The organism is Massilia sp. TSP1-1-2 (assembly GCF_049896185.1).
GTDB lineage: Bacteria > Pseudomonadota > Gammaproteobacteria > Burkholderiales > Burkholderiaceae_D > Telluria_A.
In genome coordinates this window covers 129,593-148,072 of sequence record NZ_JAFCTU010000002.1, presented here as the reverse complement: position 1 = coordinate 148,072, position 18,480 = coordinate 129,593, and the positions used below count along the sequence as shown (strand labels likewise).

The window sequence follows — 18,480 nt, the reverse complement described above, 5'->3', positions numbered from 1 at the left end:
GGCAATCGTAGCATCATTGTCACGTCCTTTCATGCAGGCGCACACACAAGTATTTATCAATTGCATGTTCGCTGCACCCCAAGTAACCTTGAGACCGGGACCACTGGCAGGGTTTGCCGTACCGAAACGATGAACGACTCAGGATGACCCAATCGACGCGCACGACAGGGAGCATGGGCAAGATCTGGCCAGCCGCGCCGGGCCTGCTGATGGCTGGCGCCGGCTGCGCGCTGTCCTTGCTGGTGGGCGTACTGATGTACCTCGGCGTCGAGCGCGCCGTCAGCGCCGACGCGCGTCAGCAGTTCGACGCGGCGGCGCGCAGCGCGCAGTCGCGCCTGGACGCCGGCATCCGTTCCCATACCGACCTGTTGCGCGGCGTCGCCGCCCTGTTCCAAAGTGCCGACACGCCGCCGGGCCGGCTGCAGTTTCGCCGCTACGTGGCCGGCCTGGCGCTGCACAAAAACGCTCCCGCGATCGACACCATCTCGTTTGCCAGTTACGTCAGCGACGCCGGGCGCGATCGGTTTGTCGCCGCCGTGCGCGCCGACCGCAGTGCCGACGCCGGCGGCTATCCGGATTTTACGATCCACCCGCCCGGCCGGCGCCAGGCATATACCGTGCTCAACTACATAGAGCCGACCGCGCCCCACCTGGCACGGATGGGCATGGATGTGAGCGCGGACCCGGTCGAGGCGGCCGCGCTCGACAACGGGCGCGACCATGCGCAGCTGAGCACCTCCGGCCTGCCGGTAACGATTGCGCTGCCCGCGCCGCATCTTGGGCTGTCGATGCGCCTGCCGGTGTACCGCAATGGCGTGCTGCCGGCGACCGTGGAGGCGCGCCGCGCCGCCTACATCGGTGCGGTGGGCATCGGCTTTTCGGTGCCGTCGCTGGTGCAGGGGACGCTTGACGAAGCCGTGTTGCGCGGCATGCACGTGGCCGTCTACGCGGACGCCGCGCTCGACCCGGAAAAGCGCTCGCTGGTGATCGGCAAGGATGACCGCTTGCTGTTTGCCCAGAGCGGCCGGCTCGCGCAAGCCGGCGACCCCGATGATGCCACTTGCGCGCGCTACGAGACCGTGCTGCCGGTCGACTTCAATGGCAGCCTGTGGAAGGCCCGGTTCCAGGTGTGCAGAAGCGACCTGCTGACCACCTTCGAGCGCTACGCGGGGCGTATTGCACTGCTTGCAGGCACGGCCGGGACCATGCTGATCTACGCCTTTTTCTACACCTTGTTCCGCTCGCGCCGCAGCGCCATCGCACAGCGCTTGCTGCTCGACTCCGTACTCGACAGTGTGGCCGCGCACGTCTACATGAAAGACCGGGAGCGGCGCTACCTGTATATCAATGCCGTGACGGCCGAGGCGATGGGTTTGCCGGCCGACCAGGTGATCGGCAAGCTCGACCGGGAAGTATTCCCGCAGGAAAAGGCGGACGCGTATTGGGAACAGGACAAGCAAATTTTCATTGACGGCGTGCGCCAGGGCGGGCGGGTGGAGCAATTCACCCAGATCGACGGCGACGTGCGCCAGCTCTGGTCGATCAAGGTACCGATCATGCAGGACGGCCAGGTGGCCGCCGTGATCGGCTTGTCGACCGACGTGACGGAACTGCACAAGCTCAAGGCCGAGGCAGACGCGGCCAACCGGGCCAAGAGCAACTTCTTGTCCAATATGAGCCATGAAATCCGTACCCCGATGAACAGCATCATCGGCATGTCGCACTTGGCGCTCAAGTCGGTCACCAACCCCAAACAGCGCGACTACCTGGAAAAAATTTACCATGCAAGCGCTCATCTGCTGGGCATCATCAACGACATTCTGGACTTTTCAAAGATCGAGGCCGGCAAATTGGAGCTTGAAGTGCTCGACTTCAGCCTGGCCGGCTTGATGCAAAATATCGTCAACCAGCTTGGCGACGCGGCCGCCAACAAGCAGCTCACGCTGGTGGTGGACATCGACGCTGCGCTGGCGCACCCGCTGCGCGGCGATCCGCTGCGCCTGGAGCAGGTGCTGCTCAACTTTGCCGGCAATGCGATCAAATTTTCCGACAGCGGCGCCATCACGATGCGCGCGCGCCTGCTGGGCGAGGTGCAGGGCGAGGGGCAGGGCGAGGGGCAGGGCCAGGCCCTGGTGCGCTTCGAGGTGCAGGACAACGGCATCGGCATCAGCGCGGCCGAGGTGGCCGAGCTGTTCACCTCCTTCCACCAGGCCGACCCGTCAACGACGCGCAAATACGGCGGCACGGGCCTGGGCCTGGCGATCAACAAGCAGTTGGCCGAGTTGATGGGCGGCGCGGTCGGCGTCGACAGTGCGCCCGGCCGCGGCAGCACCTTCTGGTGCACCGCGCGCCTGGGCAAGGCGCTGCACTTCCTGCCGGCCAATCCGGGTGCGGTGCGGGCCGACGTGCTGGCCTGCCTGAACGGCGCCTACATATTGCTGGTCGAAGACAATCTCTTCAGCCAGCAGGTGGGCCAGGAGCTGCTCGAACAAGTGCATGCGACCGTGATAGTGGCCAGCAACGGCAAGGAAGCGATCGACCTGATGCTCAAGCACCGCTTCGACTGCGTGCTGATGGACGTGCAGATGCCGGTGATGGACGGCTTCGAGGCGAGCCGCATGATCCGCGCCGACCCGCGCCTGCGCGACGCGGTGGTCATCGCAATGACGGCCAACGCCGGCAAGGACGACCAGGCCAACTGCATGGCCGCCGGCATGGACGAATTTGTCACCAAGCCGATCGCGCCCAATGTGCTGTTCGAAGTGATCGCCAAATGGCTGCGCGCGCGTCCGGTGCGCGGCGGGCGGCGCATGCCTCCTCCGGCGCCGCGCGCGGGACCAGCCATGCTTTTGCCCGTGCCCGTGCCCGTGCCTGCGGCTGCGGCTGCGGCTGCGCCTGCGGCGCTGATCGACGTCGCCGCGCTGGCACTCACCTTCGGCGGCAATCCCGTCAAAATGCGCAAATACGCCTTGCTTTTCATCGACTCGGCGCACGACGCCATGCGTGATATCCAGGATGCGCTTGCACACGCCGACAGCGCTCGCCTGGCCGACCTCGGGCACCGCCTCAAGTCTTCGGCCAGGGCGGTTGGCGCGATCAGCTTTGCCGAGCTGTGCGAAGCGCTGGAAGCGCAGCGCGGGCAGGCATCGATGGACCAGGCTGGCCCGGTGGTGGCGCGCCTGGCGGCGCTGCTAGAATTGCTGGCTGAACATATTGAACAGGAAGTCGCCTTGCCGCAGGTTTGAACGCGCTTTCTCTACCGCCTTGCGGCTAAAACTAGTATGCTGTGCCGCTGCGCATCCGCGCGTCTTCCCGGAGCACCATGTCTTTACCCGTAACACCCGGACTTCTTATTCTTCACGGTAATGAATTGGAGCAATTGCGTGCGGCCGTGTTCGGCTGGCTGCGCAAGCATCCGCTCGCGCCGCTGGAAACCGAGACCATCCTGGTGCAGTCGAACGGCGTGGCCGAATGGCTGAAAATTGCGCTGGCCAAGGAACTGGGCGTGTGCGCGGCCACGCGCGTGGCGCTGCCGGCGCGCTTTTTGTGGGAAGCCTATCGCGGCATGCTGGGGCGCGAATTGGTGCCGAAGCGCTCGCCGTATGACAAAGGACCGCTCACGTGGCGCTTGATGCGCCTGCTGCCGGCACTGCTGGCCGAGCCGGTGTTCCAACCGCTGCGCCATTTTCTGGGTGACGGCGACCCGGAACGGCGCCTGCAGTTGGCCGAACGGCTGGCCGACCTGTTCGACCAGTACCAGGTCTACCGGGCCGACTGGCTGGACGACTGGAGCGCCGGGCGCGACCTGCTGCGCAATGCGCGCGGCGAGGCGCTGGCGCTGCCGCACGACCAGCGCTGGCAGGCGCAGCTCTGGCGCGCCGTGCACGACGACTTGCCGCCTTCCCAGCGCGACTCGGGCCGCGCCACCATCCACCAGCGGTTTGTGGACGCCAGCGCGCACGGCGAACCGGCGGGGACACTGCCGCGCCGGGTGGTCCTGTTCGGCATGTCGACCTTGCCCTACCAGACCTTGCAGGCCGTGGCGGCGCTGGCGCGCCATACGCAGGTGCTGCTGGCCGTGCCCAATCCGTGCCGCTTTTACTGGGGCGACATTATCGAAGGGCGCGAACTGCTGCGCGCCGCCCACAAACGCCAGCGCCAGAAGGGCGGGATCGACCTGTCGACGGTGCCGCTGGAAGAACTGCACGCCCACAGCCATCCGCTGCTGGCAAGCTGGGGCCGGCAAGGACGCGATTTCGTCCGCATGCTCGACGAATTCGACAACGCCCAAACTGATGACGGCGCAGGCGCCAGCCATATGCGCCTGGACCTGTTTGGCGAAGGCGAGGGTTCGACCATGCTCGAGCAGGTGCAAGCTGCCGTGCGCGACCTGCTGCCCCTGCACGAGCATCCCCCTCGCGTAGTGGCGCCAGGCGACCGTTCGATTGACTTTCACGTCGCCCACAGCGTGCAGCGCGAAGTGGAAGTGCTGCACGACCAGCTGCTGACATGGTTTGCCGCCGGCGCCAAACTGCGCCCGCGTGACGTGGTGGTGATGGTGCCGGACATCGACACTTTTTCGGCGGCCATTCACGCCGTGTTCGACCAGCACAAGCGCAGCGACCCGCGCTTCATCCCGTTCGAAATCGGCGACGTCAAGGACCGCAGCGTCAACCCGCTGCTGGTCGCCCTCGAATGGTTGTTGCGACTGCCCCAGCAGCGCTGCCGCCAGAGCGAAGTGCGCGACCTGCTCGACGTGCCGGCGCTGGCCGCGCGCTTTGGCCTGGCCGGCGACGACCTGGCCACGCTGGGGCACTGGATTGAAGGGGCCAGCGTGCGCTGGGGCCTGGACCAGGCACATCGTGCCGGCCTGGGCTTAGGTTTCGCGGGCGAGCAAAATGCGTGGATTTTCGGCGTGCGCCGCATGCTGCTGGGGTACGCCTGCGGCGCGGGCGCCAACTTCCAGCAGATCGAACCGTATCCGGAAGTGGGCGGGCTCGATGCCGCGCTGGCCGGTTCGCTCGCGCAGCTGATCGAAACGCTGCTGGCGTGGCGCGCCTTGTTGTCCGAGGCGCGCACGCCGGCCGATTGGGGCGTGCAGGCGCGCGCCATGCTGGCCGCGTTTTTTGACGCCGCCGAAGAGGGCGACCGGCTGACGCTCGGGCAACTCAACGAAGCGCTGCAAAGCTGGTTAGAGACGTGCGACGACGCCGGCTTTGAGGAAGCGGTGCCGCTGGCGGTGCTGCGCGAAGCCTGGCTGGGCGCGCTCGACGAGCCCACCTTGAACCACCAGTTTGTGTCGGGCGGCGTGACGTTTTGCACCCTGATGCCGATGCGCGCGGTGCCGTTTCGGGTGGTGTGCCTGCTCGGCATGAACGACGGCGACTTTCCGCGCCGGGCGCGCCAGGCCGACTTCGACTTGCTGGCGCTGCCCGGCATGGCGCGCCCGGGCGACCGCTCGCGGCGCGATGACGACCGCTATCTGATGCTGGAGGCGCTGCTGGCCGCGCGCGACAAGCTGTACGTGAGCTGGGTCGGGCGCAATGTGCGCGACAACAGCGTGCAGCCAGCGTCGGTGCTGGTCTCGCAGCTGCGCGACTACCTGGGTGCCGGCTGGCAAATCGACGTGGCGCAGCTCACCACCGAGCACGCGCTGCAGCCGTTCAGCCGGCGCTATTTTGAAGCAGGCGGCTTGCTGACCTACGCCGGCGAATGGCGCGCCGCCCACGGCGACCAGGCTGCCACCGCCGCCGTGCCGCTGCCCCCGTTCGAGATTGAACCCGACTATTCGCTGCGCCTGGGCGAGCTGGCCAATTTTCTGCGCCAGCCGGCCCGCTATTTTTTCAAGCGCCGCCTGGGCGTGTCGTTCGCGGAACCGGACCTGGTGGGCGAGGACGAAGAACCGTTTTCGCTCGACGCACTGGAGCGCTATTTTCTTGAAGACAGCCTGCTCGACGACGCGGGCGAGCCGGAGTCGCTGGACCAGGTGCGCGCCACGCTCACGCAGCGCGCCGAGCGGCTGGCGCGCGAAGGCGTGCTGCCGATCGGGCTGATCGGCCAGCAGTGGCAGCGCCAGCTGGTCGAAGCGCTGGTGCCGGTGCGCACTGCCTGGCTCACGCTGGGCGCGCGCTTTACGCTTGCCGCGCCCAAGCTGGCCGTCAACCTGGTCTTTGAGGGCATCCATCTGGACGATTGGATCGACAAGTTGCGGGTGGGTTCGGCGAGCACGGTGGGCGATACTGCCTGGCTGATGCAAGTCTCGTCCAAGGTAATGGACAAAAAAGGCGGCGTGCGCGGCGACAAGCTGATTGCGCCGTGGCTGCGCCAGCTCGCCTGCGCCGCGGTTGGCCGGCGCGTGACGGGCTACCTGGTCGCGCGCGACGCGATTTTGACGATGGCGCCGCTCGAGCAGGCGGCAGCTTGCGGCGCGCTCGCGCAACTGGTGGCGCTGTGGCGGCGCAACCTCGACCAGCCGCTGCCGGTCGCCTGCAAGAGCGCGCTGGCGATGCTGCAAGACGGCGACGCGCGCACGGTCTACGATGGCGGCTTTGAACTGTCCGGCGAAGTCGATGACCTGTGCCTGGCGCGCCTGTGGCCGGACTTTAACGCGCTGCTGGCCAGCGGCGAGTGGGCCGGGAACAACGAAGCGCTGTATGGGCCGCTGGCGCGCTGGCTCGATGAGCACGTGCTGGTGGAGCCGCACGAGGAGAATCCATGAGCGAACTGCTGGACGCCATGACTTTCCCGCTGCACGGCTCGCGCCTGATCGAGGCCAGCGCCGGCACCGGAAAAACCTGGACCATTGCCGCGCTGTACCTGCGCCTGGTGCTCGGGCACGGCGGCGCCGCAGGTTTTGCGCGCGCGCTTGCCCCGTCCGAAATTTTGGTCATGACGTTTACACGCGCCGCCACGCGCGAACTGTCGAACCGCGTGCGCGAACGCCTGATCGAAGCGGCCGCGTACTTCCGCGGCGAGCGCGCAATCGACGACGATCTGTTGGCGTCCTTGAGCGCCTCGTACGCCAGCGACGGCGAGCGGCGCCTGGCCGCGCACCGCCTGCTCATGGCCGCCGAAACGATGGACGAAGCGGCCATCTTCACCATCGACGCATGGTGCCAGCGCATGCTGCGCGAGCACGCCTTTGACAGCGGCAGCCTGTTCGACGAAGAACTGGTCAGCGACGAGCATGCGCTGTTTGAAGACGCGGCCCACGACTACTGGCGCCAGAATGTGTATCCGCTGGGCGCGGGCGCCTTGGGCACACTGCTCGCTTGCTGGCCCGACGTCGACGCGCTCAAGCACAAGGTGCGCGACCTGGCGCGGCGCGCCGCCACGCTGGGCGAGGTGCCGGAAGAAACCCTGTCCAGCCTGCTGACGCGCGTGGCCAAAGAGCAGGGCGCACAACTGGCGCGCCTGAAACAAGGCTGGCACGCGCGCGCCACGCTGATGGAAGAATGGATCGCCGGCCAGCGGGAACTGTCGCCCAAGTGCTTTAACGGCACCAAGCTGAAACCGGCTTCGCTGGCCAAATGGTTCGACGCGCTGCGCGCGTGGGCGCTGGACGAGGCGATGCACATGCCGGCACTGAACGACACCGCCTGGCATCGTCTGACGCCCGACGGTATCCTTGACGCGTGCAGCAAGGGTTTTGACGTCGACATTCCAGCGTGTTTTACGTTCACCACCGACTTGTGGGAAGCGCTCAAGGCGATCGACCCGGTAGCGCACGCGCTGCACCGGCACGCCGCCTGCAGCATTGCGCGCCGCATGGCCGAGCTGAAAAAAAAGAGCCGCCAGTTCGGCTTTGCCGACATGCTCGAACGCCTCAAAGGCGCGCTCGATGGGCCGAACGGCGACGCGCTGCGCCAGCGCATCACCGCGCAGTTCCCGGTGGCGATGGTCGACGAATTCCAGGATACCTCGCGTGACCAGTACCGCATCTTCAATCTCTTGTACCGGGTGGCCGACAACGACCCGGCGCACGGCCTGTTCCTGATTGGCGACCCGAAGCAGTCGATCTACGGCTTTCGCGGCGCCGACATCCACAGCTACCTCGACGCGCGCAGCGCCACTGCGGGGCGGCACTACCAGCTGGGCACCAACTACCGCTCCACCGCCGCGCTGGTCGAAGCGGTCAACCAGTTGTTCCTGCACGCAGAGGGCAAGGGCGAACATCCCGGCTTTGCGGCCGGCGCCTTCCGGTTCCGGAAAAAAGGCGTCAATCCGCTGCCCTTCGAAGCCGTCGCCGCCAAGGGCCGCGCCCAGCAACTAATGGGCGTGGCCGGACCGTACCAAGCGCTGACGATCAACAGCTCGAACAGCGAGGAACTCAAGGCCGACGACTACCGCAGCCTGTTTGCCCACCACTGCGCCGAACACATCGTAGGCCTGCTTAACGACCCGCATGCCGGGTTCCAGGATGGCGCCAGCTTCACGCGCCTGGTGCCGGCCGATATCGCCATCCTGGTGCGCGACCGGCGCGAAGCTGCCGCCATCCGGCGCGCGCTCGAGCAGCGCCGCGTCGCCAGCGTCTACCTGTCGGACAAGGATTCCGTCATCGACAGCGATGAAGCGGCCGACATGCTGCGCTGGCTGCACGCGGTGGCCAATCCGCTGGATGGCGCGCTGGCGCGGGCCGCGTTTGCAACCGGCACGGCGGGCCTGTCGCTGGCCGAGCTGGCGCATTTGTCGTCCGACGAACTGGCTTGGGAAGCGCGCGTCGAGCAGCTCAAGGCGCTGCACATCGTCTGGCAGCGCCAGGGCGTGCTGGCCATGCTGCGCCGCTTGATCCACGAACTGCAGCTGCCTTCCACGCTGCTGCGCCAGGCCGGCGGCGAGCGGCGCCTGACCAACCTGCTGCACCTGGCCGAACTGCTGCAGTCGGCCAGCGGCCAGCTCGATGGCGAGCAAGCGCTGATCCGCTGGCTGGCCGAGCAGGTGGCAGGTCTCGGCGACGGCGGCGACGAGCGCGTGCTGCGCCTAGAAAGCGACGCCGAACTGGTCAAGGTGGTCACGGTGCACAAGTCCAAGGGCCTGGAGTATCCGCTGGTGTACCTGCCGTTTGCCGTCACCGCGCGCAAGACCGAACGGCGCAACCGCAGCTTTTTTGCGCTGATGGGCGAAGACGGCGTGCCCCAGATCGATCTGGGCATGTCGGACGCCTCGCTCGACGCAGTCGAGCGCGCGCGCATCGAGGAAGACCTGCGCCTGCTGTACGTGGCGCTCACGCGCGCGCGCCACTTCCTGTGGCTGGGCGTGGCCGCGCTGGGCGCGCGAAAAGGCGGCGAGAACAAGCTGCACGAATCGGCGCTCGGTTACCTGCTCACCGGCGGCAGCCCGATTGGCGTCACCGAGATGGCACAGCGGTGGGAGCATCTGCGCGGCGACTCGGCCGCCATCGAGCTGCGTGCGATCGAACCGGCGCAAGGCGTCACCATGCTCGCGCGCAGCGAACAGCACCCGCCGCTGATTGCCGCCGCCCGTTTCAACGCCAGTTTCGAGCGCAACTGGACTGTCGGCTCGTTCACCTCGCTCGCGCGCCAGACGCTTGCCGCGCCCATGCGCGCCCAGGAAGAAACGCTGCTCGAAGAAGAGCCCAAGCTGGCGCCGCTGCGCACCGACGACGCGCCGTGGCACCGTTTTCCGCGCGGCTCGGTGCCGGGTAACTTTTTGCACGAGCAGCTTGAGTGGATGGCGCAGGAAGGCTTTGCGATCGACGATCCGCAGTTCGACGCGCGCCTTTCGCAGCGCTGCGAGCGCGCCGGCTGGGGCAACCGGCGCGAAGACGCCGTGGCCTGGCTGCGCGCTGTCGCGCAAACGCGCCTGCCGCCGCTGGACGCGTCGCTGATGGAGATCGGCACGCTGCTGCCCGAAATGGAGTTCTGGTTCCCCAGCGACCAGCTCCATACCGGACAGCTTGACCGGCTATGCAGCGCGCACCTGCTGCAAGGCGCCCCCCGCGGCGCGCTGCCCGAGCGCGAGCTGCACGGCATGCTCAAGGGCTTTGCCGACCTGGTATTCGAGCACGATGGGCGCTACTGGGTGCTGGACTACAAATCGAATTCGCTGGGCGGGGGCGACAGCGCCTACAGCACGGGCGCCATGGCGGCCGGCATGGCCGCGCACCGCTACGACATCCAGGGCGCGATCTACCTGCTGGCGCTGCATCGGCTGTTGCAAAGCCGCCTGGGCGAGCAATACGACCCGGCCACCCAGCTGGGCGGCGCCATCTTTCTGTTCCTGCGCGGGATCGCCAACGTCCACACGCGCGGCTGCTACCTGCTGGCGCCGGACTTGATTCTCCTGGACGGCCTGGACGCGCTGCTGGCAAAGGAAAGCACATGAACACGCACGCGGCCTTGTGGGGCGAAGTGGCGGCGCTGACTGACGCCGGCCAGTTGCGCCGCCTGTCGGGCACCTTTGCCCGCTTCATCGGCGAGCTCGGGTCGCATAGTGGTCCGCTGATGCTGGCCTGCGTGCTGCTGTCCGAACTGGAAGGGCGCGGCCACAGCTGCCTGATGCTGGACGAACTGGCGGGCGACCCGTGCGCGCTGCTTGGCTGGAGCGCCGAACAATGGCAGCAACTGGCCAGCGCCACCGACGCGCTGCCCAAGAACCTGAAAGGCTGGCATGCGCAGCTTGGCGCGTGCGACCAGGTGTGGCAGGTGGGCGAACTCGATTTCGACCAGCCGCTGGTGCTCGACGGCGAACGCCTGTACCTGCGCCGCTACTGGCGCGACGAAACGCTGGTCGCCAAAACGATTCGCGCGCGCGCGCAGCACGTGCGGCCGGTGCAGGCCGAGCGCGTGCGTCACTGGCTCGACATGTTGTTTGCCTCAGAGCGTGGCCGGGATGGCAAGGATGGCCCGGACTGGCAAAAGCTCGCCTGCGCGGTGGCGTTGCGAGGATCGGTTGCCATCATCACTGGCGGACCGGGAACGGGCAAGACCTATACCGTTGCGCGCCTGCTGGCATTGTTGTTTGCGATGGCCGAGCATCCCGAGCGCCAGCGCGTGGCGCTGGCTGCGCCCACCGGCAAAGCGGCGGCCCGGTTGAAGCAATCGATCGACAAGGCGTTGGGGGAACTGGCCGACAAGGTCGGTGCCAAGCTCGCGCTGCGCGAACTGACGGCGCGCATGGGCGCCGCGCGCACCTTGCACAGCCTGCTTGGAGCCCGTCCCGACACGCGCGCCTTTGCGCATCACAAAGGCAATCCGCTCGACATTGACGTGTTGATCGTCGATGAAGCGTCGATGGTGCACCTGGAAATGATGGCCTCGCTACTGGACGCGCTGCCCGAGGGCGCCACCTTGATTTTGCTGGGCGACAAGGACCAACTGGCGTCGGTGGAAGCGGGCGCCGTGCTGGGCGACCTGTGTCGCGACGCGCAGGGCGGCGGCTACAGTGCCGCGACCGTGGCTTACGCGCTGGAGGCGAGCGGCGAGCTTATTCCGGCCGCCTTCCACGGCAGCGCGGGACCGTTGGCGCAGCAGACGGTGATGCTGCGCGAGAGCCGGCGTTTTGGCGGCCCGATCGGGCAACTGGCATTGGCCGTCAATGCTGGCGACGGCGCGCGGGCGCAAGGAGTGTTGCGCGAAGGTGGCACACTGCGCTGGATCGAGCAAGCCCACCCGCAGCACGTGGTGCAGCTTGCCGTTGACGGCTACGCCGCCTACCTTGGTCTGGTCGGTAAGGGACAGGAGCAGGAGCAGGAGCAGGAGCAGGAGCAGGAGCAGGAGCAGGAGCAGGAGCAGGAGCAGGAGCAGGAGCAGGAGCAGGAGCAGGAGCAGGGTGCCCACGACATCTGGGTGCGCGCCGTGCTGCACAGTTTTGAAGCATTTCGCATCCTGTGCGCCGTGCGCGAGGGCGAATGGGGCGTGACGGGCTTGAACGAGGCGATCGAACAGCGGCTCGACGGCGCCGGGTTGATCAAGCGGCGGGGCGAATGGTACGTCGGCCGTCCCGTCATGATCACCCGCAACGACTATGGCACACGCGTCTTCAACGGCGACATTGGCCTGACGTTACCGGACCCGGCGCGGGCGGGATCGCTGCGCGTCTATTTCCTGGAGGGCGAGGACATTCGCAGCGTGCTGGCCACCCGCTTGCGTCACGTTGACACTGCCTACGCGATGACGGTCCACAAGTCGCAAGGTTCGGAGTTTGCCCATACCGTGCTGGTCTTGCCAAAAGAACGGGGCGCCATGATCGCCCGCGAGCTGATCTATACCGGCATCACCCGCGCCAGTGCCCGGTTCACGCTCGTCACGCCGGGCAGTGCAGTCCTGGCCGACGCCATCGCCCGCCGCACCCGCCGCGCCAGCGGCCTCCAGGAAATGATTTCCCAATAAATATTTTAAAACTGGGGTCAGACCTCAATTAGAAAATAGTTTTTTAATTGGGGTCAGACCTCCAAATTCGAGCAACTTTTTCGGAAATCGTACCCAAATTGCGTACTTTAAAGCGGCCGATGTAGGTAATCCGTGTATAAATAGCGAAAAAATGGGCGCCAGCCGTAATAATCAAGCTAAAAATTGACCAGGGTAAACCCAAAAACGGGGTCAGACCTCCGATTAAAAACAATGTTTTAATCGTGGTCTGACCCCGATGTGGGGAAATTTTTTAGGCGCGGCGGCGGCGGAGGATGGGCGGTCGCTTGCCGCTGCGACTCGCCTTGACGCGCGTACGCAGCCCGGTCTTGATGATCGGCGCGCCGTGGCTAGCCATCATGCGCGGCGCAGCGCGCGTGCGCACCCGCGCTACCGGCGCTTCTTCGCCCGAAATGAAGCGGCGAATGTTCAGGGCGTCCATGATGCGCGCCGAACTGGCGTTTGCATTGAGCAGCACCAGCGTGGCGTACTTGCCCGCCGAGCGAATCCGCATGATCAGGCACTTGCCCGCTTCTTCGGTGTAGCCCGTCTTCGACAAGCCAATATCCCAGCCCTGCGCGCCAACCAGACGGTTGGTGTTGCGGTACTCGACGTTGCGCCCGTTGATGTTGATGAACTCGCTCGACTGGGTCGTGATCGCGGCAATCTGCGGGTAGGTCGAGGCGGCCGAGGCCATCTTGACCAGGTCTTGCGCTGTCGATTTGTTGTTCGGCGACAGGCCGGTCGGCTCTTCGATGACGGTATTGGTCATGCCCAGCGCAGCAATCTTGGCCCGCACGGCGGCCTTGAAGCCGACCACGCCGCCGTCAAACGTGCGCGCCAGCGAGGCTGCGGCGCGGTTGTCGGACGACATCAGGGCCAGTTGCAGCACATCCGCGCGGCTGATGCGCGAACCGACCGGTACGCGCGAGGTGCTGTGCTTGATGATGTCGACGTCGCGCTGTTCAATGGCGATCAATTCGTGCATGTCCTGTCCGGCGTCGAGCACGACCATGGCCGTCATGAGCTTGGTCAACGAGGCGATCGAGACCACTTGGTTGGCGTTTTTTTCAAGCAGCACTTTGCCGGTGCCGTCCTCCACCACAAGCACCGACTGCGATCCGAACGGCACCGCGACGGCTGCGGCAGCGCTGATCGATAGCACGATGGTAGCGAGAATTTTTTTGAGCATGGATGAGGTTCCTTGGTGCAAAACGCACGAGCAGGACGCCGCTGATCGGCAGGCCCCTGCCTCGTCAAATGGTATATATCTCTAAAGCAACTTACGATAGAGGGAAGATAGCATTATCGCTTGGATGTGTCTACGGTGCACGGAACAAAAGCAGGCAGAGGCGCAAGACAACGGCGAAAAATATGTGTAGTTAAGCGCTTATCTTGCTGTTTTGAAAGCTTTTAGGCGATGTGGCCGGATGCCGAAGGCAGGCGTCAAGGTAACGCCCGCCTTCGCGCGAGCGCGTGCGCGCCGACGCCAAAGCGCATCGGGGTTATTTCGGCTGGTAAATTTTGTCGAATTCGCCACCATCGTCAAAATGCTTTTTCTGTGCCTGCTTCCAGCCGCCGAATACTTCATCCACGGTGAACAACGCGATCGGTTTGTAGTTGGCGGCAAACTTTTTGTTGACCGCTTCGGAGCGCGTGCGCAGGAAGTGCTTGGCGCCTATCGTCTGGCCCGCCTCGGAATACAGGAAGTTCAGGTAAGCGCTCGCCTGCTTGCGCACGCCGCGCCGGTCGACCACTTTGTCCACCACGGCCACGGGCGACTCGGCCAGAATCGAGATGGTCGGATACACGACTTCAAAATTGTCGCCAAACTCGGTGCGCACCATCGACACTTCATTTTCAAACGTGACCAGCGCGTCGCCGATGTCGCGCTGGGTGAAGGTGGTGGTCGCCGCGCGCCCGCCGCCGTCGAGCACCGGCACGTTCTTGAAGATGCGCGTGACCAGGTCGCGCGCCTGCGCCTCGTTGCCGCCTTTTTTAAGCACCGAACCCCACGCGGCCAAGTAGCTGTAGCGCCCGTTGCCGGCCGTCTTGGGGTTGGGAATGACGACCTTGACGCCCGGCTTGCCCAGGTCGCTCCAGTCCTTGATCTGCTTCGGGTTGCCCTTGCGGACCAGGAATACCATCGTCGAATAGTACGGCGCTGCGCCATTCGGGAATTTTTTTGACCAGTCGCGCGCGACCAGGCCGCGTTCGGCCAGCATGTCGATGTCGTTGGCCTGGTTCATCGTCACAACCGACGCTTCGAGCCCGTCCGCCACGGCGCGCGCCTGTTTGCTCGAGCCGCCGTGCGACTGGTTGATGGTGACCGATTCACCGGTTTTCTTTTTCCAGTCGGCGATGAAGGCGGGATTGATTTCCTTCTACAGCTCGCGCGCGACGTCATACGACACGTTGAGCAACTCGACATCGGCGGCGCGCACCGACAAGGGCAGGGCAAGGGCGCTGAGCGCGATGGCGAGGATCCAGCGCCGTCCGCCCGGGTTATTGTTTGTGTGCATGGCTTCTTTCGTGAGAATGGTCGATGTGAGCATGCATAGTCTGAAATCCGGCGCCAAAACGGAAGGACTATTTTGTCATATGCTTAGACATCCGCGCGCCGGGGTGCTGGCCAACTGCTTGCGGCAGTTTGTTGTATAGTCCCGCTGAACGCTGTAATCCATTGCTTTAGATTATTTTTTCCGTTATTCGATTTGGTGAGATTCACATGGTTTTCGAAATTCGATCGGCGCGGCCTGACGATGCGATGGATGCCTGCCGCGTGCTGCGCCGCTCCATCACGCAATGCTGCGCCCAGGATCATCACGACGAGCCCGGCGTGCTGCAAGGCTGGCTTGGCAACAAGACGCCCGACAACGTCGCCAGCTGGATCGCCTCGCCCAGCAATTGCATGCTGGTGGCCATCCGCGACGACGAACTGGTCGGCGTTTCGCTGCTGACCCAGGCCGGCAAGCTCTCGCTGTGCTACCTGGTGCCCGAAGCCTTGCATGCAGGCCTGGGCAAGGCGATGCTGGTGGGGCTCGAAGCGCAGGCGCGCGCCTGGGGCGTGAGCGTGCTGCGGCTGCACAGCACAGCGACGGCGCGCGATTTCTTCGCCCGCAACGGCTACGTTTTGGCGGGCAAGGAAAAGTCGTGCTACGGCGTCGAATGCGATTTTTTCTGGAAAAAGCTGAACGCCCCGGCGAGCGAAGCTGCAACACAATCAGCAAGATTCTGTAACTGTAGCGCGCAGTAGCACGCCGCTGCGCTATAGTTGCGTCCTCGATTTTTTGATTGTTCTCCCATGGTTTCCCGTAGAGATTTTCTCAGTAAAAGTATCGGTGTGTCCGCGCTGGGCGTGATCGGCGCGCCCCTGATCGGCTGCACTACCGCCAAAGCGGCGCCGGCCGCTCCGTTCAAGGCCGCGCCGGCCCGCCGCGTGGCGGCCAGGCGGTCGCTGGTGCTGGCCCAGGCGGACGTGGTGCCATCGGTGGGCATGGCGCCGCCGCCCGACATCTTCGACGCCCAGGCGCTCGACCTGGAATTCTGGCTCAAGCCGCGCACCTTGACCATGATTCGCCCGCAGAGCGGCGAGCGGGCAAGCGTGCTGTACTGGAAAGATGGCGAGGTCATCGATTCAGCCTATCAGCAACTGTGCCACCTGATGCGCGACGTGAATGGCAAGGAAACCGCTCCGATCGACCCCAAGCTGTTCGAAACCTTGTGGGGCACGCAGGCGTTCATCGCGCGCTACGGCATGGAGGCGCCGCTGGAAATCCTGTCGGGCTACCGCACCTCAAAATCGAACCGCAAGCTGATCGAGCAGGGCATTCCCGCCGCCCGCCAGTCGCTGCATATCGAAGGCAAGGCGGCTGATATCCGGATTCCCAACCTGAACGCCGAAGTTCTCGGCGGCCTTGTGCGCAGTTTCCGCCAGGGCGGCGTGGGCTTTTACTACCGCGAGAATGCGGGCGGCGGCTGGATCCATGCCGATACGGGCTTGCAGCGCACCTGGAAGGGCTAGCAGCCTGTCGGACTTAATGGAGGCGGCCGAAAAATCCACCTGACCGGTCCATATTTCACCGCTTTTTTGGTCAATAGAACCACTATTGACCTTCAAAATCGTCGAAATCTGTCCTCGGCCAGCTGAATTTCCGGCTCGCCTCGTTAAGTCCGACAAGCTGCTAGTGTCAGTCGACGCACAGCTCGGGGTCAGGCACCAGGCAGTCCGCAGCCTGGCCGCCGATGCCACGCGTGAGCACCCCACCCGTGAGCACGCCGCCTGCGCCGACGCCCAGCTGCAGATTCTTTGGCAGCAGCAGCCACATGCGCCCGTTCTGTTTCATCTGGCTGGCGCGCGCGAACGCGGCCCGGCCGAAGCCCCAGAAAAAATCAGCCCGCACCGCGCCCTGGATCGCGCCGCCCGTGTCCTGCGCCATCATCAGCCGGTTGAGCGCATCCTTGCGCCCCGGTTCGGTAGTTGAAATGAAGACCGGCGCCCCCAGCGGCGTGGTGCGCGGGTCGACCGCCAGCGAGCGGCCCGGCGTCAGCGGCACGCCCAGCGCGCCGATCGGGCCGCCGTCGTTGTCGTTGATGGTGCGGAAAAAAACGTAGCTCGGGTCGGTGTTTGGACGCGTCGCCAGCGCTGCCTTGGCCACCGGTGCGCTGGCCGGGTCCTGCGCTTCCTGCCGCGCCGCGACTAGCTCGGCCTTGCGCGCGGCGCTGGCGCCCGGGCGCGCCTTGGACGGCGCCGCTTTGGACTCCAACCCGGGTTCGCCCGCCTGCAAGGCTGCCACTGCCGCCGGCACCGGCTCGGTGAGCACCGGCGCCACGGTCGCCTTGGCCGGCTTGCCACGCGCGTCCATCAGCAAGCCCGCCACGATATCGTCGCTCTTGCGCCTTGGGGCGCGTTGGGGCTGCGTCGTGGGCTGCGCCGTGGGCTGCGCCGTGTGCTGCGTTGTCTGTTGCGTCAGGGCCGCTTCGGGCGGCGCGCCCGGCATCAAGGATGCGATCATGCTCTCCACGTCATCCGGCTTCGTGTCAGCGCTCGCGCCTTCGGTCGGCGCGGCGTCGGCAAACTGCAGCGCCGGCCCCAGCCCGCGGGTGGTGATGGCCTGGCGCTTGCCGAGCGGGTCCACCAGTTGCGGCAGCGCCTGCAGCGAAGGCACGAAAGGGTGGCCGTTCTGTTCGCCATAGGCAACGCGGATGATGCCGCCGTCGGGCAGCCTGACCTTGCCCGAGCCCTGAATTTGCATCGAATACAGCGCCGACGGATTGTCGACCCAGGCAATCACCTTGGCTGCCGTCATGCGCCCGTTGGCGATGTCGTCGCGCGAAAAATAGCTGGTCACGCGCTGCCCGTCGAGCCGCACGCGGTAGCGCTTGGTGCGGGTGTCGGCCAAGGTGGCGCCCAGTTCGAGCAGGTAACCGGCGCCAGCCGCTTTTTCGGCCTCGGTCACTGGCACGACGTTGCGCCCCGCGAGCTTGACCCGCACTGGCGCGGCGCCGGCCGCGAGCAGCGTGCGCGCGTCCAGGTAGAGCAGGTCGTCGGGCACGCCGTAGATGGGATACAAGTAAGGGGCGCCGTAGCGGCGGCTGCCGTTCAGCTGTGCTTCATAGTAGCCGGTGATGACGCCGGCCGGGGTGCCATCGCTATTGCGAATCTGATACAGGCGGAACTCTTGCTCGAAGAATTCGCGCAGCAAGGCGTCGTTGCCGGCGCCGATTGCCGCGCTGCGCTTGCACGCTTGTTCCCAGGCGCTGCGTTTGCGCAGGGCGCCGCAGCTTTGCTTTAACGCGGCCATGGCGTCGCCCAGCAAATCGTCGCGCCAGCCGGGCAGGTCGCTAAAGGCAGCCGGCTCGAACATGGCGTGCCTGGTGCGGATTGACCCAGGCGCGGCGCCGTCCTGGGCGGCCACAGACGCGGCGTTGAGCAGCAGGGCAAGGCCGGTGGCGGTGATGCACGTCAGGCGATAGTCAGGTGTAAGACGCTTCATTCAAGGCTCCCGATGGCGTTCCCGTTCCGGCTGAACAGGACTCAATTGCTCTACGCGCAGTTTGCCGGCGCCGCTGTGGTGGGTGTTCGTGTAATTACAATTGTATTTACGACAGT

General features: G+C 65.5%; 8 protein-coding genes and 1 pseudogene. 6 read left to right on the top strand and 3 right to left on the bottom strand.

The features are described from left to right. Positions 1 to 173 precede the first annotated feature (173 nt). The 4 genes from ACP7BV_RS02585 to recD all read left to right on the top strand — a co-directional run bounded on the left by ACP7BV_RS02585 (position 174) and on the right by recD (position 12,350). The gene (locus ACP7BV_RS02585; RefSeq protein WP_426101200.1) at positions 174 to 3,245 is read left to right on the top strand and encodes a CHASE domain-containing protein; all 3,072 of its coding nucleotides are present in this window, start codon (positions 174 to 176) and stop codon (positions 3,243 to 3,245) included. A 77-nt stretch (positions 3,246 to 3,322) separates the two neighbouring features. Continuing rightward, positions 3,323 to 6,718 (top strand): exodeoxyribonuclease V subunit gamma, encoded by a 3,396-nt coding sequence (recC, locus tag ACP7BV_RS02580; RefSeq protein WP_426101198.1) that lies wholly within the window; start codon positions 3,323 to 3,325, stop codon positions 6,716 to 6,718. Then, entirely contained in the window at positions 6,715 to 10,344 is a 3,630-nt protein-coding gene (gene recB, locus ACP7BV_RS02575) for an exodeoxyribonuclease V subunit beta (protein WP_426101196.1), read from the top strand. The genes recC and recB overlap by 4 nt, the downstream gene beginning before the upstream one ends. Beyond that, a complete protein-coding gene (gene recD / locus ACP7BV_RS02570; RefSeq protein WP_426101194.1) occupies positions 10,341 to 12,350 on the top strand; it encodes an exodeoxyribonuclease V subunit alpha in 2,010 nt (669 codons plus the stop codon). The genes recB and recD overlap by 4 nt, the downstream gene beginning before the upstream one ends. A gap of 271 nt (positions 12,351 to 12,621) precedes the next feature. Here recD and ACP7BV_RS02565 read toward each other — a convergent pair whose 3' ends face one another. Together ACP7BV_RS02565 and ACP7BV_RS02560 are read right to left on the bottom strand one after the other, a co-directional pair. Continuing rightward, positions 12,622 to 13,560 carry a serine hydrolase gene (locus tag ACP7BV_RS02565; protein ID WP_426101192.1) on the bottom strand — a complete coding sequence of 313 codons (939 nt, stop codon included), beginning with the start codon at positions 13,558 to 13,560 and terminating at the stop codon, positions 12,622 to 12,624. A gap of 313 nt (positions 13,561 to 13,873) precedes the next feature. Further along, a pseudogene (locus tag ACP7BV_RS02560) lies at positions 13,874 to 14,890 on the bottom strand (sulfate ABC transporter substrate-binding protein). Between the two features lie 206 nt (positions 14,891 to 15,096). On the opposite strand from ACP7BV_RS02560, the gene ACP7BV_RS02555 reads away from it, so the two are divergent. Further along, positions 15,097 to 15,624: a GNAT family N-acetyltransferase gene (locus ACP7BV_RS02555; protein WP_426101190.1), complete on the top strand. Its 528-nt coding sequence runs from the start codon at positions 15,097 to 15,099 to the stop codon at positions 15,622 to 15,624. 48 nt (positions 15,625 to 15,672) lie between these two features. After that, the gene (locus ACP7BV_RS02550; RefSeq protein WP_426101188.1) at positions 15,673 to 16,392 is read left to right on the top strand and encodes a YcbK family protein; all 720 of its coding nucleotides are present in this window, start codon (positions 15,673 to 15,675) and stop codon (positions 16,390 to 16,392) included. A gap of 166 nt (positions 16,393 to 16,558) precedes the next feature. Here the strand turns inward: ACP7BV_RS02550 and ACP7BV_RS02545 are convergent, their stop codons facing one another. Further along, positions 16,559 to 18,364 carry an MltA domain-containing protein gene (locus tag ACP7BV_RS02545; protein ID WP_426101186.1) on the bottom strand — a complete coding sequence of 602 codons (1,806 nt, stop codon included), beginning with the start codon at positions 18,362 to 18,364 and terminating at the stop codon, positions 16,559 to 16,561. Positions 18,365 to 18,480: the final 116 nt, after the last annotated feature.